Below are 19,974 nucleotides of genomic sequence, written 5' to 3'. Positions count from 1 at the left end.
GCAGCCCCCGGCCGCGCTGTACCACCGCGACTCGCCAGAGCCTCATGCCGTTTTGCACTCAAAGTGAGAACAAGGCGAGAGGCCGCAGGCAGTGCACCAAACGCAGTGATCGCTTGGAATGCGATTCGGTATCAGTCCTTGGGAGCGGAGAGCCGCTCCGGATCCACCACCCGGTACAACCGGCCCACCTTGTCCAGCGGCTCGATCAGCTCTTCGCGGACAAACGCGTTCAGGGTGCGGCTCACGGTTTCGAGCTTGAGATCCAGCATGGCGCCCATGTCTTCACGGGAAAACAGCGTCACCACCGACGCATCGCCCGATGACCGCATCTTCAGGATGAGGCCAGCCACGCGCTGGCGTGCGTTGCCAAAATTCAGATCGGCCAGCCAGTCGTCTGCCTCTTTCAGACTGCGGTGCCATTTTTCCAGCAGGCGCTGGTGCAGCCGAGGCGTCTCGTTGTTGAGCCGTTGAATCACCTGCAGGGGAAGGCGGCAGACCTTGATGGGGGTGAGCGCGATGGCGTCGGAGTCGTAGGTGGGCCCCATCAAGGCCTCCAGGCCCACGACATCGCCCGAGCGCAGCACGCGCACGATGCGCTGGCGCCCGTCGACGGTATTGCGCACCAGCTTGACCATGCCGGCCCGCACGGTGTAGAGCGAAGTGGCGGTCTCACCCATGCGCACCAAGGGCTGGTGGATGGCGAGCTCCAGGTCGTCGATGGGCGCGTGGATCAGGTTGAAGTCTTCTTCCCGCAGGTCGGCGAAAAGCACCATATCCCGGATACCGCAACTGCGGCAATCCGAAGTTCCGCGCCAGGCCGATTCGGTTTTGATGGGGATCATGCGGTGAGTGCGGGTCAAATCCCCATTCACACAAGGCGACTTGTGGGAAAGGGTGAAACACGGTTTCCAGAAAAAGGGCCACCAAGGCCCGACACCCCAATATAAGCCTTCGCTGAAAACCCCTCCGTGCCCCCGGCGAACCGGGCACGAATCAGCCCAAAGTCGGTGTGCTGGCCAGCACTTCGTCCATGGTCGTCAGCCCTTCGGCCACCCGCGCGGCCCCGGCCAGGCGCAAAGGGCGCATGCCATCGGTGACCGCCTGGCGGCGCAAGACCTCGATCTTGGGTTCGCGCGTGATCTTGTCCTTGAAGGCTTCGGACACGGTCAGCAGCTCGTACAGGCCGGTGCGGCCGCGGTAGCCGGTCATGCGGCAGTCGACACAGCCCACCGGCTTGAACGGCCGGTATTGCCCGCTCACCTGCCAGGGCTTGACCAGATCGGTCAGGGCTTCGCGCGAAATGGCCGCTTCGGTTTCGTCCTCGCGCACGCGGCAGTCCGGACACAGCGTGCGCACCAGCCGCTGGGCCAGCACGCCCAGCACCGTGGCGTTGATCAGATAAGGCGGGATGCCCAGTTCCATCAGCCGCATGATGGCGCTGGGTGCGTCGTTGGTGTGCAGGGTGGTGAAGACCAGGTGGCCAGTGAGCGCAGCCTGCACGGCCATCTCGGCGGTGGGCAGATCGCGAACCTCGCCCACCATGATGATGTCCGGGTCTTGCCGCATCAAGGCGCGCAGGCCCTGTGCGAAGTCCAGGTCCAGATGGGTCTGCACCTGGGTCTGGTTAAAGGCTGGCTCGATCATTTCGATCGGGTCTTCCACCGTGCTCACGTTGACTTCTTCGGTGGCCAGGCGTTTGAGCGTGGCGTAGAGGGTGGTGGTTTTGCCCGAGCCCGTCGGGCCCGTGACCAGCACGATGCCGTGCGGCCGCTTGGTCAGGCCCTCCCAGCGCAAGGCGTCGTGGCTGGAAAAGCCCAGGGCGCTGAGATCCTTGACCGTGGTGTCGGGATCAAAAATTCGCATCACCATTTTTTCGCCGAAGGCCGTGGGCAAGGTGGACAAACGCATCTCGACTTCATCGCCACGCGCGGTGCCGACACCGGGGCGCAACGTCTTGATGCGGCCGTCTTGCGGACGGCGGCGCTCCACCACGTCCATGCGGCCCAGCAATTTGATGCGGGCGGTCATGGCGTTCATCACACCAATCGGCATCTGGTACACCGGGTGCAGCACACCGTCGATGCGGAACCGGATCACGCCCTGTTCACGGCGTGGCTCCAGGTGGATGTCGCTGGCGCGCTGGTCGAAGGCGTATTGCCACAGCCAGTCGACCACCTGGACCACGTGCTGGTCGTTGGCGTCGAGCTGTTTGTTGGTCTTGCCCAGCTCCACCAGTTGCTCAAAACTGCCAAAACCCGCCTGACCGCCGCCCAGTTTGTTGGCGGCCCGCACCGATTTCGCCAAAGCGAAAAATTCGGCTGTGTAACGCGTGATCGCCTGCGGACTGGCCAGGACCATGCGCACACTCTTGCGCGTCTGGCGCTCCACCTCGGTAACCCAGTCGCGGATGAACGGCTCGGCCGTGGCCACCACGACTTCGCCGGGCGTCACCTGCACCGGCAACACCTTGTGGCGCTCGGCATAAGCGGCACTCATCACGTCGGAGACCTTGCCCACATCGACCTTCAGCGGATCGATGCGGAAATAGGCCAGCCCCGTGCGGGCCGCCAGCCACTGCGTGAGCATTTCGGCGTCCAGCACATGGCCGTCAGAAGCCCGGGCCATGCCCACCACCGCGAGGCGCTGCAAGGGGTGCTGGGCGCTGTGCGCCGATGCGCAGCGCGCAATGGTGCGCTGTGCCTCTTCGGTCGTGATCAACCCGTCCTGGTGCAACCATTCAACCAGCGGTCGCCAATCCAGCGGGCCCTCGTCGGGCGCGATGGCGATCAACTTGGCGGGCTGGGTTTTGGTCGAAGTTTTCATGGCACGGGACAATAATCAATGATCAATTCACGGGTTTGAAAATGCGCAGCCACTTCACCGCCGGGAGGCCCCAGCGCGCCTGGATGGCCTCGGCGCGGGCCAGCAGTTCCATGCGGGTGGGGCGGTCGGCGGTGCGCTGCGCGAGCACCACGGTGTTGCCTTCGCGCGTGGGTTTGAAGGCCCACACGGCGTCCTCACCAAAGGCGGCACAAATGCTTTGCAGCGAGCGCTCGTAACTCACATCGCGACCAAACAGGTTGACCGTCAAGGCCCCGTCATCGGTCAGCACCGAGCGGCAGTCGGCATAAAAATCGGGGCTGTCCAGCACGGGAGCGGCGGCTTCGTGGTCGTAAAGATCCACATGCAACGCATCGATCTGGCCGGTGTGATCGGGGTTGCGGATTTCCTGCCCTGCATCGGCCAGCAACACCTGCAAGCGGGGGCCTTCGGGTGGCAGCTTGAACCAGACCCGGCAGGCCGTCACGACCTGGGGGTTGATCTCCACCGCCGTGGTGTGCATGCGGCACACCTTGAAGCAGAACTTGGTCAAGGCAGCCGAGCCCAACCCCAGTTGCATGGCTCTGCGTTTGGTCACGGTGTCGGGATCCACGAACAGCAGCCAGGCCATCATGCGCTGCACGTAATCCAGCTCGATGACGAACGGCTCGTCGATGATCATCGAGCCCTGTACCCATTCGGTACCCAGGTGCAAAAAGCGCACCTCCCCGATTTCCGACAGGGTGACTTCGGGCAAGGTTTGTGTCCCGGTGCGGCGGCGTGCGGCGGCGTTGGAACCGGCCTTCATGCGACGCGTCCTGACCGGATCGCTGGCACAGCGGCCCGAGGCAAAGACACACCCATCGGCGAATCAGGGGAGAGAAAGCAGAACGTTGTTGGCATAGAAAGTTGTGTCGAAAAATCAGTATAAGCAGGCATTGTGGAGAACCTCGTCCGAAGGCCCCTGGCCTGGGCCCTTGCCGTACAGCAGCACCACCTCGGCCCAGGCAGCACGCTTGCGCTCAAAGCTCCAGCTGGCATTGGCCGCACTGCTGGACGGCAGCTTGAACACCGGCAGGCCCAGGCGCTGTGTGTGTTTCGCATGTTTGAAGCTTTCACCGCCGTTGTGCGCCACCGCCTGCAACGCCGGGCAACGCCGGTTCAGCGAGGCCAGATCGTTGAGTTCGCCCTGGCGGATGTCCGCATCCAGGCTGCCTTCGCGCTCGCAGGCACCGTACACATCCCACAACCCCAGGCCATGGGCCAGCAAGGCTGCGATGCGATCCGCATAAGGCATCTGGAGCAGCGGCAGGTTCCACAGGGCCCCCAGTATTCTCCAGAAATGGTTTTGCGGGTGGCCGTAGTACTGCTGCGCGCGCAAGGAAGCGACACCCGGAAAGCTGCCCAGAATCAGCAGCCGCGTCTGGTCATTGGCCACCGGTGACAAACCCAGCAAACGGCTCATGCCAGACCCGCCAGCCGGGGCAAGGCGGCCAACGCATTCGCGCGCGTGGCCTGGGCCAGGGTTTCAGGGGCAATGCCCCGCAGCTCAGCCACCACCGCGCCAATGCGGGGCAGCTCGGCGGGGGTGTTGAGCCCCTGCGCTTGCCCTGCCGCGCGTTGCGCCGCCGGCGTGTAAAGCCATTGCGGGGGGATGTCGGGTGCGTCGGTCTCCAGCACCAGCGCCGTCAAGGGCAGCCTCGCGGCCAGGGACCGCAGCTGGCGGGCAGGCTCGAAAGTGCAGGCGCCGCCGAAACCCAGCTTGAACCCCAGCTTGAGAAAATGCCCGGCTTGCTGCTCGCTGCCATTGAAGGCGTGGGCGATCCCGCCCACCACCGGGATGGTCCGCAGGTATTTCAGCAACACGTCGGCGCTGCGACGCACGTGCAGGATCACCGGCAGCCCATGCTGGCGCGCCAGCTTGAGCTGCGCCTGGTAAAAATGAATCTGGCGCGCCCGCATGGCAGGCTCGCACAGCGCAGGCACAAAAAAATCCAACCCGATTTCCCCCACCGCCACCAGCCGGGGGTCATCGCGGTGCTCGGTCAGCGCAGCGTCCAGCGCCGCCAGATCTTCATCGCGGGCCTGCGGCACAAACAAGGGGTGTATGCCCAGGGCATAGGCATCGCCCAGGCGGTGCGCCAGCTGGCGCGCACCGTCAAAATGCGGCTGGGCCACCGCCGGGATGACACAGCGCTCCACCCCCAGCGCCGATGCGCGCGCGCGCGCCAAAACAGCCCCCGCGTGGTCGAGACCAAATTCGGGGGCATCAAGGTGACAATGGGTATCGATCCACATGGCGGTATAACGCCATTGTGCCGGGGGTTGCGAGCAGCCCCACGACCTTGGGCCTGTTCACACCATTTTCCCAAGAGCGAAAGGTGCGCCAACAGTGCCAAAACAGCATCCCTCAGGAGAAACCCATGCATGCCCAGTCCCTCAACCGCCCTGCCCGCCCGAGCCGCCGCGCCTTGCTGTGGCTCATCGCCCCACTGTGGCTGGGCCTGCAGGCCTGCACGCCCTTGGCCATGAACGCCAATGCCGCCCCGGCAGCCCTGTGGGGCACAGAATGGCGCCTGCAGTCGCTGGGCGACCAGGCCGTCATGGCCAACTCCACCGCCACGCTGGCTTTTCCCGAGACGGGGCGTGTGGGTGGCAACGGCTCGTGCAACCAGTTCTTCGGCCGCGTGAGCATCGAGCGCGACCGCATGCAGTTCAGCGCCATCGGCAGCACCAAGATGGCCTGCAAGGACAGCGCTTCGGCGCAGGAGTCGAAATACCTGGCAGCGCTGGGAAAAGCCGAGCGTTTTGAACGCGAGGGCGACACCTTGTTGATCTACGTGCAAGGCACGGAGCAGCCCTTGCGTCTGGCCCTCAACGCCCCCTGAGGCAGAGAGACCCTCTGCCCTCTGGCGACCGCGCCGGTCGCGTGAGGGTCTCAGGGTCTGGGGTTCAGCCCTCGGTCAACACACCTTTGGTCAACCGCAGCATGCGCCCACACCGCGCGGCCAGCGTTTCGTCGTGGGTCACCACCACAAACGCCGTGCCCTGATCGCGGGCCAGCTGCATCATGAGTTCAAACACGCCATCGGCGGTGCTGCGGTCAAGATTGCCCGTGGGTTCGTCGGCCAGCACACAGGCCGGCTGCGTGACCAGCGCGCGTGCGATCGCCACCCGCTGACGCTCACCACCCGACAGCTCGGCCGGGCGGTGGTGCAGGCGGTCGCCCAGCCCCACCTGTTGCAACACGGCCGCCGCGCGTTCACCCGCCGCTTCGCGGGGCATGCGCCGGATCCACAGGGGCATGGCCACGTTGTCTTGCGCGCTGAATTCGGGCAGCAAATGGTGAAACTGGTACACAAAGCCCAGGTGGCGGTTGCGCAACTCGCCTTGTTGGGCGGCGCTCAGCCCGGCCATGGCCTGGCCTTTGAGGGTCACCCGCCCGCTGGTGGGCGCGTCCAGCCCGCCGAGCAGGTGCAGCAGCGTGCTTTTGCCCGAGCCCGAGGCGCCCACAATCGCCACCGTCTCGCCGGCGCGCACCTCGAGGTCCACCCCCTGCAGAACAGTCACATCCAGCCGGCCTTCGGTGAATCGTTTGGTCAGGCCTGTGGCCTGCAGTACGGTATGGGTCATAAAAATATGTTCGCTGAACGGCACAGCATGGGACTCAGTGACCACAGCGCCGGGCCGCCCCAAGCAAGGTCATCAGCCCCCGAGGGGCTGAGGGCTGCGGCTCCAGGCCTGCCTGCGCAGGCCTGGACAGCCCGAAGAGGCGTTGACTCTGACAACGCCGCGGCCTGCAAGGGCAGCGACCCGCGCAGCGGCGGAGCGTGGGGACCAATCGACCGCAGCGCCGGGCCGCCCCAAGCCAGGTCAGCCCCCTCGGGGGGCAGCGACCCGCGCAGCGGCGGAGCGTGGGGGCATGTATCGTTCATTCGTATTTCAGCGCTTCGGCCGGGTTCATCTGGCTGGCGCGCCAGCTCGGGTAGAGCGTGGCCAGCAACGATAGCAGCAGCGACACCAGCACGATCGGGGCGATGTCGCCCATCTGGGGATCGCTGGGCATGTGGTCAATGAGGTAAATGTCCTTGGGCAGGAAGTGCACGCCCAGCGCCTGCTCCAGCGCGGGAATCCATTCGGGCAGGTTCAGCGCCACCACCAGACCCAGCGCCAGGCCCAAGCCAGTGCCCAGAATACCCACCATCGCGCCCTGCACCATGAACACCAACATGATGCTGCGCGGGGCGGCACCCAGGGTGCGCAAAATGGCGATATCGGCGCGTTTGTCCACCACCGACATCATCAGCATGGACACGAGATTGAACGCCGCCACCGCCACGATCAGCACCAGAATCAGAAACAGCAACCGCTTCTGGTGGCCCAGCGCGGAAAACCAGGTGGCGTTCTGGCGGGTCCAGTCGGTCAGCCAGGTGCCCCGGGGCATGTGCTTGGCCAGCGCCTGCACCACAGCGGGCGCACGGTCGGGGTCGTCCAGCCGCAGGCGCAGGCCATTGGGGCCGGCGAGCTCAAACAGCTGCTGGGCATCAGCCAAGTTCATCAAGGCCAGCGAGGAGTCGTACTCGTAGTGCCCACTGTCAAAGATACCCACCACGGTCAATGGGCGCACCCGGGGTGCTCCCATGGCCGAGGCGCTGCCCGACATGCCCGAGCGGCGAGGCACCAGCAGGCTGAGGGCGTCGCCCACTTCCACACCCAATGTGTCAGCCAGCGCCGTGCCGACCAGCACCCCAAAGCGTCCCGCGGCCAGGCGCGGCAACAAGTCGGCGGCCAGCGCGGTCACGGCGGCCTCGCGCGCCGGGTCGACACCCCGCACCTGCACCCCCCGCATGTCTTCACCCCGCGCCAGCATGGCCTGCTCGCGCACAAACGGGGCCACGGCCACCACGTCGATCTGGTTGAAAATCGCCGTTTCCAGCATCGGCAGTTGCGGCAAAGCCTGGCCCCGGTCTTCCAGCACCTCGATGTGGGCCACGGCGCTCAACATGCGCTTTTGCACCTCTTTCTGGAAGCCGTTCATCACCGACAAGACCACGATCAGCGCCGCCACGCCCAAGGCGATGCCCAGCATGGACACGCCCGAGATGAAGGAAATGAACCCGTTGCTGCGCGTGGCCCGACCGGCCCGCGTGTAGCGCCAGCCCACCCGCCATTCATAGGGCCATTCGCGGGGCAGAAAACGCGGTCGCTTCATGCGGTCATCTCCTGCAGATGAGCGAATTGAACACGCTCATTCATAGCGCAGGGCTTCCGCCGGGTTCACGCGGCTCGCGCGCCAGCTGGGGTAAATCGTGGCCACAAAGGCCAGCACCAGGGAAATCACCGCGATCGGCACGATATCGCCCTGCTGCGGATCGCTGGGCATGCTGCTGATCAGGTAAATGTCTTTGGGCAGAAAACTGGCGCCCAGCGCCCGCTCGATGGCCGGCACCAGAGTGTCGATGTTGAACGCCACGCCCAGGCCGAACAACAGGCCCGCCAGTGTGCCGATCACCCCCACCATCGCCCCCTGCACCATGAAGATCCCCATGATGCTGCGCGGACTGGCGCCCAGCGTGCGCAAAATGGCGATGTCTGCGCGCTTGTCGGTCACCGTCATCACCAGCGTGGACACCAGGTTGAATGCCGCCACCGCCACGATCAGCGTCAGGATGATGAACATCATGCGTTTTTCCAGCTGCACGGCGGCAAACCAGGTGCGGTTCTGGCGCGTCCAGTCGGTCACCGACAAGCCCGGGTCCAGACTGGACGCAATCGACACTGCCACTTCACGCGCCGCGTGCAGGTCGCGGATTTTCACGCGCACGCCTGTGGCGCCTTCGACCCGGAAGATGCGCGCCGCATCGTCCATGTGCAACAACGCCAGCGACGCGTCGTATTCGTAGTGGCCCGAATCAAACGTGCCCACCACCGTCATCTGCCGGATGCGTGGCACCACACCGGCCGGCGTCACCTGCCCGCTCGGGGCAATCAAGGTAACCGAGTCGCCCGTGATCACACCCAGGCTGCGTGCCAGTTCTCCCCCCAGCACCACACCGTACGCACCCGGCACCAGCTTGGGCAGCACCGTTTTGCTCAGCGCAGCCGCCAGATCGGTGACCCGGGGCTCCAGCGCCGGGTCAATGCCGCGCACCAGCGCCCCCCGCATGTCGTCGCCATGGGCGATCAGGGCCTGGGCGCCCACAAAAGGCGCTGCGGCGATCACCTCCGGGTTGCGCTCAATGGTCGCCAGCGTGCGCGGCAGATCCGGCAAAGCCTGACCACTGGGTTCAAACACCTCCACGTGGGCGAGCACGCTGAGCATGCGGTCGCGCACCTCTTTCTGGAACCCGTTCATCACCGACAACACGATGATGAGCGCGGCCACGCCCAGCGCAATGCCCAGCATGGACACGCCTGAGATGAAAGAGATAAAGCCGTTGCGGCGGGTCGCTCGGCCGGCGCGTGTGTAGCGCCAGCCCAGAATAAGTTCGTAAGGGGTTTGCATAAAACCTGTGAAATACCTCGGGCGATTGTGGCATCCCTGACAATCGCACCATGTCTGCCCCAAGCCCGACGATGGAGTCGTCCTCCCACCTGCTGGTTCCCTTTGCCGCCGCCAGCGCGCCAGAATGCCGTGCGCTGCTGCCCAGCCTGCGCCTGCCCCACCTGAGCGCGCTGCTGGCCCGGCTCAATCCGGGTGCCACCGACAGAGGCGACGACCACGACCTCTCACCGCCCCATGAGCGAGCACTGGCGAGGGCCATGGGCCTGAACCCGGGTTCAGCCGATCCGGTCGACGGCACCCTTCCCTGGGCCGCGCTCGACAGCGATGACCCCAGCCTGCCCCAGGCGTGGTTCACCCCCTGCCACTTCCAGATCGGCACGGACCAGGTCACCCTGCAAACCGCCGACCAGCTGGCGTTGGGCGAAGACCATTCCCGCCCGCTGTTCGACGCACTGGCCCCTTTCTGCGCCGAAGACGGCATCACCCTGAGCTATATGAGCCCTGCCCGCTGGCGTGCCCAGGGAGAGCCCCTGCGCCGGCTGCGCTGCGCCAGCCTCGACCGCGTCAGCGGCCGCTCCGTGGCCGACTGGACGCCCGGCAATGCGCCCGAAGACAGCGACGCCCAACTGCTCAAGCGGCTGCAAAGCGAAGCACAGATGCTCTTCTACACCCACCCGGTGAACGACCAGCGCGAGGCCGCGCGCGAGCCCATCGTCAACGGTTTTTGGGTCCACGGCGCCGGGGCGCTGCCCAAAGGGTTCCACGCAACCGCACCCGCCCCCGCCATGCCCCAAGGCCTGCGCCTGGCCGCCCTGCGCGCCGACTGGGCCGCCTGGCAACAGGCCTGGGACCTGCTCGACACCAGCCACTTTCAACCCCTTTTGCAACGCGCCCGGCAGGGCAAATCTGTCAGCCTCACGCTGTGCGGTGAGCGCAACGCCCAGACCTGGCACAACACCCGGGCACGCGGCGCGCTGGCGCGGGCAGGCCAGTTCCTGAGCGGCCTGCGCGGCCCCACCCCTGCCTGGAAACACCTCGAACTCTTATGAAAATCACCACCCGCGACGTCCCCCCTCGCGCCGCCTGGGCGCTCGAACAAGGTGGCCTGCACCCGCTGCTGGCCCGACTGTTTGCAGCGCGCGGCATCACCAGCACCGAAGAGCTCGACGACTCGCTCGGCCGCCTGATCCCTCCCACCCACATGCTGGGTGCGGACGCAGCCGCCCGCGCCCTGGCCGATGCCATGGCCGCCGGCCAGCGCATCTGCATCGTGGCCGACTACGACTGCGATGGCGCTACCGCCTGCGCCGTGGGCCTGCGGGGCCTGCGCCTGCTGGGCGCACCCATGGGTTTTGATGCCGTCAGCTACCTCGTGCCCGACCGCGTGACCGACGGCTATGGCCTCACGCCCTCGATCGCCCAGCGGGTGAAAGCATCGGGCGCCGATGTGCTGGTCACGGTGGACAACGGCATCGCCAGCATCGACGGCGTGCGCGCCGCCCGCGAGCTGGGCCTGCAGGTGATCGTGACCGACCACCACTTGCCCGCCTTGAAAGACGGCGAGATCGTCTTGCCCGCCGACTGCATCATCGTCAACCCCAACCAGCCCGGCTGCACCTTCGAGAGCAAGTCGATCGCAGGCGTCGGGGTGATGTTTTACGTGTCGCTGGCGCTGCGCGCCGAGCTGCGCAACCGCGGGGTTTTTGATGCGAAGACGCAGCCCAAAATCGATGCGCTGTTGCCGTTGGTCGCGCTCGGCACCGTGGCCGACGTGGTCAAGCTCGATGCCAACAACCGCCGCCTGGTCGCCCAGGGTTTGAAGCGGGTGCGCGCTGGTGCCATGCCGCCCGGCATGACCGCCTTGTTCAACGTGGCCGCGCGGAAATACCCGGTGGCCACCAGCTTCGATTTTGGTTTTGCCCTGGGCCCGCGCCTCAACGCGGCCGGCCGCCTGGCCGACATGACATTGGGCATTGAATGCCTGAACACCGACGACGCCCTGCGCGCCGACGAACTCGCGCGCACGCTCGATGGCATCAACCGCGAGCGCAAAGCCATCGAAGGCGACATGCGCGACCAGGCCTTGGCCATGGTCGAAGAGATGTTCGACGCATCTGAAGAGCCGCCGCCCGCGATGATCGTGTTCGATCCCGACTTCCACGAAGGTGTGGTCGGCATCGTGGCCTCGCGCCTCAAAGACAAGCTGCACCGCCCCACTTTCGTTTTTGCCGCCAGCGGCGCCGAGGGCAAGGAACACGAGCTCAAAGGCTCGGGCCGCTCCATCCCTGGTTTCCACCTGCGCGATGCGCTCGACCTGGTGGCCAAGCGCCACCCCGGTGTGTTGATGCGCTTCGGTGGCCACGCCATGGCCGCCGGCTGCACCATTGAAGAAGAACACCTGGAAACCTTCGAAGCCGCCTTGCAGCTCGTGGCCCACGAATGGCTTGATGCCGCCACGCTCGAACGCCGCACGGAAGCCGACGGCGCGCTGGACAAACAATACCGCCGCATCGATCTGGTCGACACCCTGCACAAGGAGGTCTGGGGCCAGGGCTTCGCGCCGCCCGTGTTCTGCGAAGAAGTGCAGATCGTGAGCCAGCGGCTGGTGGGTGAGAAACACCTGGCGCTGAAAATGAAGCACCAGGGCGATCCGGTCGACGGCATCTGGTTTGGCCACACCGAGCCGCTGCCCGAGCGCGTCAAGCTGGCGTTCCGCCTCGATGCGGACGAATGGCAAGGGCAGCGGCGGGTGCGTTTCCTCGTTGAGGCTGCAGAGATATAGACCACCCCCGCGCCGCCTGCGGCGTCACCCCCTCAAGGGGGCGATGCTGGCGGCCTGGGTTGAAGCACCTCGCGCCGCCGGGTGATTGGCGCGGCGAGGCGGGCAACATCACCGCTTGCCTTTTGCCGCCCGCTCAAACTTCTTCCAGTAGCCAAACTCGGCTTCGTGCACTTCAAAGTCCACCTCGGCCACACGGGCCTGGATCTTTTCCTGTGCGTCGAGCACACCCCGGTTGTAAATACTGGGGCCGATCTCTTCCAGGAAGAAGCCCAGCATGGCGCCTGCGGTCAGGTTGCCAATCTTTTCATCGCGCTCTTCACGGAAATACCGTTCGATGGACGCGATGGCTTGCTGGCGGTCTTCTTGGGTGAGTTCGATGGTCATGGCAAGTTCACAGGGTGCAACACCACCATCCTACCGAAACGCTGCGTTGATCACCATGAAGGCGATGAACAACTGGGTGGGCAGCTCCAGGGACGGCGGCAGGACCACCACCAGCTCGCGCTTCACGCTGAACCAGCGAGGCTCTTCGATCGTGCCCAGGCACTGGCCTGGCCGCTCCAGCCGGTAGCAAACGCGCCCCCATTGCCGGACAGGCTTCAGCTCGGCCGCCAATGGCAGGCGCAAGTGAACCTGCTGGCGCTGCCAGCCTTGTCTGGGCGAGAGCACGTCGGCCACCGCCAATACCTCGGCACCCTGGTGCAAGGTGTAGCGGGTCTCATTCACAACGCCCCGGCTCAGGAATTCAAAGCCAATGCGGTACAGGCCATGTGGCATGTGGATCTGCACATCGGCGTCGGGCGAATCGGGCGGGTGCCAGCGCAGCCGTGCGTTTTTCGCCTGCGCGAAGTTGGGCCAGACCAGGTCGGCCAGAAAACAGCCGCTGGCATCCAGGGCCTGGTAGTGAAACCCAGAAAGCGCAGAGTGTTGCAGGACGCGGAGCATGCTCGGCGCGGGAGAAAAGGGGCCTCAGCCCATCAACGCTTCGCGCACCGCCGAGAGCTGCCGGCGCGACACCGCCAGGCGGTCTTCAATGCCGTCCAGGCGCACGGCCCAGCCTTCGCCGTCCATCGGGTCGTTGTGTTTCTCCACCGCGCGCACGCGGCGGCGCGCCACCAGCGCATTGCGGTGCACCCGCACAAACAGGTGTTCGTACTTTTGCTCGAGATCGCTGAGCGAGCCGTCGTAAATGTGTTCTTTGTCGACCGTGCGCACGGTGATGTACTTGAGCTCGGCCTTGAGGTAGACCACATCGGCCAGCGGCACACGCTCGCTGCGTCCGCGCTCCTGGATCACCAGGCACTCGGACAGGTTGGAGGTGTCGTTGATCGACACGCCATTGGCAGCGAGCTGGCGCTGCACCTTTTGCAAAGCCTGCTGCAGCCGCTCCAGCCGCACAGGCTTGGTGAGGTAGTCGACCGCTTCGAGTTCAAAAGCCTGAACGGCATGCTCGGCGTGGGCCGTCACAAAAACGATCTGGGGCGGCGCGGCCATTTCCTGCAAGGTGGCGGCCAGGGCCATGCCGTCAACGCCGGGCATGTGGATGTCGAGCAGCACCAGATCAAAGTCGGTGCGCTGGATGTGTTCCATCGCCTGCACCGCATTGGCCGCTTCCCCAATGGTTTCCACGCGCGGGTCGCTGCAATCGCCCAGCAGGGTGCGCAGCCTCGAACGTGCCAGTGTTTCGTCGTCAACGATCAAAACCTTCAGTCCCATGCGTCATTCCCTCGGTTGCCGGCCCAGGCCGGTGGCCCAGACTCCAGCTTATACCGGTATTTCAAGTCGAACCTGAAAAATACCGTCCACCAGGACACTTTGAAAGCGCCCCTCCACGTCGTGCAGCAGGTTGAGGCGCTGGCGCACATTGTCCAGCGCCAGGCCGTGCCCGGGCGCGCCGGTGCCTGCTGGGACCGTGTTGGTCACCTTGATCACCACCACCGAGCCCCGGCGGTGGGTGCTGATGCGCACCACAGCCCCAGTCTCGCTGGGCTCCACACCGTGCTTCACTGCGTTTTCCACCAGCGGCTGCAGGATCAGCGGCGGCAGGCGAGCTTCGGCGGCCGTCGGGTCAATGCTCCACTCAATGCGCAGGCGAGCCCCAAACCGCACCGATTCAATGGCCAGGTAATGCCGGGCCAGGTCCAACTCCTGGCTCAGCGGTACAGCCTCGTTGGAATCGACCAGCGCGTAGCGAAACAGCTCGCTCAGGTCTTCCAGCAATCGCTCGGCCTTGGCCGGCTCGGCCCGCACCAGCGCAATGGCACTGTTGAGGGTGTTGAACAAAAAATGGGGCCGAATACGCGCCTGCAGCTCGGCCAGGCGCGCTGTCGTGCTGGCGGGGGTGCGGGCCCGTGCGCGCCAGATCAACCCGGCAATCAACACCGCCGAGATCAGCGCGCCAGAAGCGGCGCTGGCCAGCCAGGGCGCCGGGGAGATCAGCCCACCCCAGGCCAGCATGCCGCAGCCATAGAGCGCGGCCAGCGCCCCCAGGGAAACACCCGCAGCCCACTGCCAGGCCATGTGCAATCGGGCCAGCCAGCGCTTGGCCGCACACACAGCCAGCAACCACAACAGCACCGCCGGCAGGCCCGCGCCCGTGAGCATCGCCATCTGCCCCATCCACGACCACAGGTGAGAGGCCCCGAACAAGGCTGCCACCCACACGATCGCTTCAACAAACAGCACCGCCCGCAAAACCACCCCCACCTGGCAGGTGTCAAACACCAGGCCGCGACCGCGCCCACGCCCCGGATCGGGCATCTTTTGCAGCGGCTTTGAACCCGATGCTGGGGCCAGATCCTGGAAGCTCGATAAAATTCGGGAGTCTTGCATGGCTCGCACTATATCGACAGCGCCAGCCTTGCGCCAAGGCCCGTGCCCCTTTTGCCCGGCCCTGGGCGCCCTGCCAGCCCGCCCGTCGGTGCCCCCGCCTGGCCTGGGCGCCACCCTTCGCAACCCCTTACAAAGCCATTGGCTCACAGCATGTCATCCAACCAACTCGACAAAAAATCCGAAGCCTGGTCTGCCCTCTTCTCGGAGCCGATGAGCGAGCTGGTCAAGCGCTACACCGCCAGCGTGTTCTTTGACAAGCGCCTCTGGCAGGCCGATGTCACTGGCAGCCGGGCCCACGCCGAAATGCTCGCCGCCCAGGGCATCATCAGCGCCGACGACCGCGCCGCCATCGAGCGTGGCCTGGCGCAGGTCAGCAGCGAGATCGAAGCCGGCACCTTTGATTGGCAGCTCGATCTGGAAGACGTGCACCTCAACATCGAAGCGCGCCTGACCCAGCTGGCGGGCGACGCCGGCAAGCGCCTGCACACCGGCCGCAGCCGCAACGACCAGGTCGCCACCGATGTGCGCCTGTGGCTGCGCGACGAAATCGACCTCATCAGCGACCTGCTGGGCGAACTGCAGACGGCACTGGTCGATGTGGCTGAGAAAAATGTGGAAACCATCATGCCCGGCTTCACCCACCTGCAGGTGGCCCAGCCCGTGAGCTTTGCCCACCACCTGCTGGCCTATGTGGAAATGTTTGCCCGCGATGTCGAGCGCATGGACGATGTGCGCCGCCGCACCAACCGCCTGCCTCTGGGCAGCGCCGCCCTGGCCGGCACCACCTACCCGCTGGACCGCGAGCGCGTGGCCCGCTCCCTGGGCATGGTCAACGCCAACGGCGAGCCGCAAGTGAGCCAAAACAGCCTCGACGGCGTGAGCGACCGCGACTTCGCCATCGAATTCACCGCCGCCGCCTCGCTGTGCATGGTGCACATCAGCCGCCTGAGCGAAGAGCTGATCCTGTGGATGAGCCAGAACTTCAATTTTTTGAAGATCGCCGACCGCTTCACCACCGGCTCGTCGATCATGCCGCAGAAGAAAAACCCCGACGTGCCCGAGCTGGCGCGCGGCAAGACCGGCCGCGTGGTTGGCCACCTGGTGGCGCTGATCACCTTGATGAAGGGCCAGCCACTGGCCTACAACAAGGACAACCAGGAAGACAAAGAGCCGCTGTTTGACACCGTGGACACCTTGAAGGACACGCTGCGCATCTTTGCCGAGATGGTCGGCGGCCAGCTCAACCCCCAAACCGGCCAGAAAGAAGGCGGCATCACCGTCAATGCCCAGGCCATGGAAGACGCAGCCAAAAAGGGCTACGCCACCGCCACCGACCTGGCCGATTACCTGGTGAAAAAGGGCCTGCCTTTCCGCGATGCCCACGAAACCGTGGCCCACGCGGTGAAAGCCGCCACCACCCACAACTGCGACCTCTCGGAGCTGCCGCTCAACGTGTTGCAAGGCTTCAATGCCTCGATCGAAAAAGACGTGTACGAATGCCTGAGCCTGCGTGGCAGCCTCAATGCGCGCAACACCGTGGGGGGCACCGCACCCGCGCAGGTGGTGATCCAGATCGCACGCCACCGCAGCCGCCTGGGTTGAAGCCCTGAGGGGCGGTTTCCATGGGTGAAAACCCCTTCAGCCGCGCATCAGAAACCACTCAAGGCGAGCGCAAAAACGCCGATTCATAGGTGAAACAAAGACCACGGGGTTTCCGGGTCATCACCTTTGAATGGAGTGCTCACCGTGTCTGTCATGATGATTTCGATCGCCGGGGTATTGGCTGTTGCCCTGGCCGGGTGGGCCATCTTCCGCAATCGCGCGCGCGCCCAAGTCGCGCCCAAGCGTTCCGCGCCCGCGCAGCGCAGCGCGGTGGAGCGGTCGTCCGCAACGCCGACCCCGGCCAGCGGTTCTGCCACCCCAGCCGTTGCCGCTGCCCCGGTTGCCGTACCCCCGCCAGCCCTGGCCGCCTTTGAGTGGCGCCAGGTCCAAGACCTCGAAGGGGCACAGCGCGAAACCTTGCTGGAGGCCATCAAAGGCATTCCGCGTCCACCCCAGTCGCTTCAAAAACTGCTCTCGCCCGAATTCGTGGCCCGCGCCGGCTCGGCCGAGTTGAGCGAGCTGGTGATGGGCGAGCCCATCATCGCCGCCAAGGTGCTGTCCACCGTCAACGCACCTTTCTATGGGCTGCACAAGCCCGTGACCGGCATTGGCCATTCCGTCACGTTCCTGGGCATGAACACGGTGCGCAACATCTGTGTGCAATACATGCTGGCCGAGGCCTTCAAGCCCCGTCTGGCCACTTCGCAGCGCGCGTTTGAGGGCATCTGGCGCGCCAGCGCCATTGCCAGTGAGCTGTGTGTGCGCCTGAGCAAAGCGCTCAACCTGCCCGATCAAGGCGCCCTGTCGACCCAGGTAGTGCTGGGCTTTGTGGGTCACCTGTCGGCCGCATCGCTGCTGCCGCCCAAGGCCCTGAACGACTGGCTGGAGCTCGGCCGACTGGAGCGCGCCCAACGCGAACAAGTCGCCATGAGCCTGAGCGCAGGCGAGGTGGGCAGCCTGCTGATGCAGGCCTGGGGTTTGCCGGAAGCGCTGGTAAACCACGTGCGCGCCATTGACCGCGTGCTGGTCACGCCGCCCAGCGCAGAGCCCACGGCCGAATCACCCCGCCTGGCCCTGTGTTACCTGTGTGCCCGCCTCGGCGAGCGGCTGGCCACAGGCCAAATGACCACGCTCCAGGGCTACGACCCCTTCCTGGATGTGGGCCCCGACACCTTCTACCTCAATCAACACCTGCGCAACCCGATGCTGCGCCAGCTGCCCGCCGCCTTGGCTTCGGCCGAAGTGCAGGAAGCCCTGGCGCAAATGATGGGCGGAGCGGCCAAAACGGCCTGAAAAATGCCTGGACAGGTCCTGAGCACGCCCCAGGCCCTGAACGGGCCCTGGTCCAACCCGCCTATTCGTCGACCTCTATGGTTTCGTATTCGATACCCCCGAGGAACGAAAACGCAACGTTGTAGACCAGGCAGCCAATGGCCACGCTGAGGTAACCCATCACCAGGTAGATGACGGGAAAGAACAGCAGCAGCCATGTGGGCATTCCATTGCTCTGCCCCATGGGCATGGCGCTGAAGGCAATCGACATCGGGATGACGAAGAGCAGTGAGCCCAACGCGCAGATGACGCCAAACACCTTGCCGTTTTGATGCGGTGACAGCCGCTTGATTTGTTGCTTCATGTGCTCTCTCGTTCCGTTGTTGTGCGGGTTCTCGAAACCCTTGCGCCCCGCCCCCTGTGCATCAAGCGCCGGAGCGGTTCCAAGCCTGCAACGGCATGATAGACCGGAGGCTGCGGCGCTCACCCTGATCGCAGCGTGCGCCGGGAAGCGGGAAACCCCATGAGCCGCCGTTGGCGGTGTCGCAAGGGTTCAACGGCGCAGCGTCTCAGGGCGCTGCGCCGAAGTCGTTTTGGCCTTCGCTGGGTTGCACGGCCCAGTAAATCAGCACCAAGATGCCGATACCGGTCAGGCTCAGCAATTGCCACCACCCGCTTCGACCCACGTCGTGCAGGCGGCGGGTACCGACTGCAATGCCGGGCAACAGCACCGCCAGAGAAAAGATGCCACTCAGTTGCTCACTCACGATCGACAAACCGATCGATGCCAGCACCACAAACAGCAGCCAGTACCAGTACTCCGACCGAGCCGCCCGACCTGAGAAACCCACGTAGTTGGAAAAACCGCTCTTGATCGCGTCCACAAAAGTCATCACCACTCCCTTAATTTGAAAAAACGACGAATCATAGGCCACGGTATGTGACACGGCATGCGGCGCAGCACCTTGACCCCGATCAAAGCCACGCCCCCACTTCACGCTACAGTTGACGCCCATGGAACACGCACCCACCTCCCCAACGAAGGCCAACCTGAGCGACGGGCTCGTCTGGAACCCAAAGCTTGAGACCGGTGACGCCCGCATGGACGACACCCACGAAGAGTTCACGATCCAGCTCAACCAGCTGCTGGCCACGCCGCAAGACCAGCAACTGCCGCTGTATCAAGAGTTCCTCGAACACACGATCGACCACTTTGCCCAGGAAGAGCGCTGGATGCTGGCCACAGGCTTCGAGCCCGACAACTGCCACGCATCGCACCACGCCACCATTCTGGAGACCATGCGCGCGGTGATCCCCCATTTTCAGAACGACGACCCGGAAATCATCACCCGCCTGGCCGAGGCCCTGGTGGAGTGGTTTCCACAACACGCCGCCAGCATGGACGCCGGTCTGGCCCAGCACCTGAAAAACGTGGGTTTCGATTCGCGTACCGAAACCCTGGCCGATCCGGCCAAGGTGCGCCCCGCTTCCATGTCGGGCTGCGGCAGCGTCAGCTGCAGCTGACACCAGCCACGCCCATCAGGCCAACCACGCCAGCGCCATGCTGTAAACCACCCCAGCGCGGGGTGGTTGTTTTTGTGCATGCACCCCGCCAGCAAGGGCCGTTCGACCGTATAAACAGGCGGTGAACAAAAAACTATTTGTAACCATTGCTGTTGCGGCCGCGGTGTACTTCGGGCTGGGTCAGCGTTTCGCGCCCCCTCCAGAAACACCACCCGCTGCCAGCAGCAGCGCCCGCCAGAGCGTCCTTCACAACGCCATCGCCGAGAAACGCAGTGGCGTGCAGGTGGTCGGCCAGGGCACGGTGTTCAAACTGCTGAAAGACGACTACAAAGGCAGCCGGCACCAGCGCTTTCTGATCGAGCTGCCCGGCGGTGCGACCCTGCTCGTGGCCCACAACATCGATCTCGCGCCGCGCCTGAATCAGCTCAACACCGGTGACACCGTGTCCTTCAACGGCGTCTACGAGTGGAACGCCCAAGGTGGTGTCATCCACTGGACCCACCACGACCCGGCCGGCCGCCACGAAGGGGGCTGGCTGAAGCACAACGGCCAGACCTACGAATAAGCCCGTCGTTGAACCGCGTTGCCCAGGCGTCTGCCCTGGACCCGGCTTTGCACCATCAGGCAGCGCAACCCT

At 65.1% G+C, this 19,974-nt stretch carries 21 protein-coding genes; 7 read left to right on the top strand and 14 right to left on the bottom strand.

Features of this window, described 5'->3' with window-relative positions:
* Positions 1-131: 131 nt before the first annotated feature.
* The 5 genes from E5678_RS21635 to E5678_RS21615 all read right to left on the bottom strand — a co-directional run bounded on the left by E5678_RS21635 (position 132) and on the right by E5678_RS21615 (position 5,118).
* Positions 132-842, bottom strand: a complete 711-nt coding sequence (locus E5678_RS21635; RefSeq protein ID WP_136180446.1) for a Crp/Fnr family transcriptional regulator — start codon at positions 840-842, stop codon at positions 132-134.
* 151 nt (positions 843-993) lie between these two features.
* Positions 994-2,823, bottom strand: coding sequence for a GspE/PulE family protein (locus E5678_RS21630; protein ID WP_136180445.1), 1,830 nt, complete (start codon positions 2,821-2,823; stop codon positions 994-996).
* A 22-nt stretch (positions 2,824-2,845) separates the two neighbouring features.
* Positions 2,846-3,628, bottom strand: a complete 783-nt coding sequence (locus E5678_RS21625; protein WP_136180444.1) for a spermidine synthase — start codon at positions 3,626-3,628, stop codon at positions 2,846-2,848.
* Positions 3,629-3,742: 114 nt separating this feature from the next.
* Complete coding sequence (locus tag E5678_RS21620; RefSeq protein WP_136180443.1) at positions 3,743-4,285, bottom strand: DNA-deoxyinosine glycosylase; 543 nt, start codon at positions 4,283-4,285, stop codon at positions 3,743-3,745.
* Positions 4,282-5,118: a TatD family hydrolase gene (locus tag E5678_RS21615; RefSeq protein ID WP_136180442.1), complete on the bottom strand. Its 837-nt coding sequence runs from the start codon at positions 5,116-5,118 to the stop codon at positions 4,282-4,284. The genes E5678_RS21620 and E5678_RS21615 overlap by 4 nt, the downstream gene beginning before the upstream one ends.
* A 125-nt stretch (positions 5,119-5,243) precedes the next feature.
* On the opposite strand from E5678_RS21615, the gene E5678_RS21610 reads away from it, so the two are divergent.
* Positions 5,244-5,708 carry an META domain-containing protein gene (locus tag E5678_RS21610; RefSeq protein WP_168708635.1) on the top strand — a complete coding sequence of 155 codons (465 nt, stop codon included), beginning with the start codon at positions 5,244-5,246 and terminating at the stop codon, positions 5,706-5,708.
* A 64-nt stretch (positions 5,709-5,772) separates the two neighbouring features.
* On the opposite strand, the gene lolD is transcribed toward E5678_RS21610, so the two are convergent.
* The 3 genes from lolD to E5678_RS21590 all read right to left on the bottom strand — a co-directional run bounded on the left by lolD (position 5,773) and on the right by E5678_RS21590 (position 9,325).
* Positions 5,773-6,453 (bottom strand): lipoprotein-releasing ABC transporter ATP-binding protein LolD, encoded by a 681-nt coding sequence (lolD, locus tag E5678_RS21605; RefSeq protein WP_136180440.1) that lies wholly within the window; start codon positions 6,451-6,453, stop codon positions 5,773-5,775.
* 298 nt (positions 6,454-6,751) lie between these two features.
* A complete protein-coding gene (locus E5678_RS21595) occupies positions 6,752-8,032 on the bottom strand; it encodes a lipoprotein-releasing ABC transporter permease subunit (protein WP_136180439.1) in 1,281 nt (426 codons plus the stop codon).
* A gap of 36 nt (positions 8,033-8,068) precedes the next feature.
* Entirely contained in the window at positions 8,069-9,325 is a 1,257-nt protein-coding gene (locus E5678_RS21590) for a lipoprotein-releasing ABC transporter permease subunit (RefSeq protein WP_136180438.1), read from the bottom strand.
* Between the two features lie 50 nt (positions 9,326-9,375).
* Between E5678_RS21590 and E5678_RS21585 the strand changes: the two genes are divergently transcribed.
* Both E5678_RS21585 and recJ read left to right on the top strand, forming a co-directional pair.
* Positions 9,376-10,374, top strand: a complete 999-nt coding sequence (locus E5678_RS21585; protein ID WP_136180437.1) for a phosphoglycerate mutase — start codon at positions 9,376-9,378, stop codon at positions 10,372-10,374.
* Entirely contained in the window at positions 10,371-12,107 is a 1,737-nt protein-coding gene (gene recJ / locus E5678_RS21580) for a single-stranded-DNA-specific exonuclease RecJ (RefSeq protein WP_136180436.1), read from the top strand. Before E5678_RS21585 ends, recJ begins: the two co-directional genes overlap by 4 nt.
* A 108-nt stretch (positions 12,108-12,215) precedes the next feature.
* Here the strand turns inward: recJ and E5678_RS21575 are convergent, their stop codons facing one another.
* Genes E5678_RS21575 through E5678_RS21560 form a run of 4 tightly spaced genes read right to left on the bottom strand, consistent with a single transcriptional unit; the run spans position 12,216 to position 14,939 of the window.
* A complete protein-coding gene (locus tag E5678_RS21575; protein WP_136180435.1) occupies positions 12,216-12,491 on the bottom strand; it encodes a DUF2164 domain-containing protein in 276 nt (91 codons plus the stop codon).
* 30 nt (positions 12,492-12,521) lie between these two features.
* Complete coding sequence (locus E5678_RS21570) at positions 12,522-13,052, bottom strand: hypothetical protein (protein WP_136180434.1); 531 nt, start codon at positions 13,050-13,052, stop codon at positions 12,522-12,524.
* A 24-nt stretch (positions 13,053-13,076) separates the two neighbouring features.
* On the bottom strand, positions 13,077-13,823 hold the full coding sequence (locus E5678_RS21565) for a LytTR family DNA-binding domain-containing protein (RefSeq protein WP_136180433.1): 747 nt from the start codon (positions 13,821-13,823) through the stop codon (positions 13,077-13,079).
* Positions 13,824-13,871: 48 nt separating this feature from the next.
* Positions 13,872-14,939, bottom strand: coding sequence for a histidine kinase (locus E5678_RS21560; protein ID WP_136180432.1), 1,068 nt, complete (start codon positions 14,937-14,939; stop codon positions 13,872-13,874).
* Between the two features lie 150 nt (positions 14,940-15,089).
* Here E5678_RS21560 and argH point away from each other — a divergent pair, with 150 nt between their 5' ends.
* Together argH and E5678_RS21550 are read left to right on the top strand one after the other, a co-directional pair.
* Entirely contained in the window at positions 15,090-16,541 is a 1,452-nt protein-coding gene (argH, locus tag E5678_RS21555) for an argininosuccinate lyase (protein ID WP_136180431.1), read from the top strand.
* Between the two features lie 153 nt (positions 16,542-16,694).
* A complete protein-coding gene (locus E5678_RS21550; protein WP_247597061.1) occupies positions 16,695-17,834 on the top strand; it encodes an HDOD domain-containing protein in 1,140 nt (379 codons plus the stop codon).
* Between the two features lie 61 nt (positions 17,835-17,895).
* On the opposite strand, the gene E5678_RS21545 is transcribed toward E5678_RS21550, so the two are convergent.
* On the bottom strand, positions 17,896-18,177 hold the full coding sequence (locus tag E5678_RS21545) for a hypothetical protein (protein ID WP_136180429.1): 282 nt from the start codon (positions 18,175-18,177) through the stop codon (positions 17,896-17,898).
* Between the two features lie 205 nt (positions 18,178-18,382).
* Positions 18,383-18,706: a DUF805 domain-containing protein gene (locus tag E5678_RS21540; protein ID WP_136180428.1), complete on the bottom strand. Its 324-nt coding sequence runs from the start codon at positions 18,704-18,706 to the stop codon at positions 18,383-18,385.
* A gap of 121 nt (positions 18,707-18,827) precedes the next feature.
* Here E5678_RS21540 and E5678_RS21535 point away from each other — a divergent pair, with 121 nt between their 5' ends.
* A complete protein-coding gene (locus E5678_RS21535; protein ID WP_136180427.1) occupies positions 18,828-19,337 on the top strand; it encodes a hemerythrin domain-containing protein in 510 nt (169 codons plus the stop codon).
* Positions 19,338-19,458: 121 nt separating this feature from the next.
* Entirely contained in the window at positions 19,459-19,902 is a 444-nt protein-coding gene (locus E5678_RS21530) for a DUF3465 domain-containing protein (protein ID WP_136180426.1), read from the top strand.
* Positions 19,903-19,974 lie beyond the last annotated feature (72 nt).

Source organism: Hydrogenophaga sp. PAMC20947 (genome assembly GCF_004795855.1).
Lineage (GTDB): Bacteria > Pseudomonadota > Gammaproteobacteria > Burkholderiales > Burkholderiaceae_C > Hydrogenophaga.
This window is presented reverse-complemented; position numbering and strand designations above follow the sequence as displayed.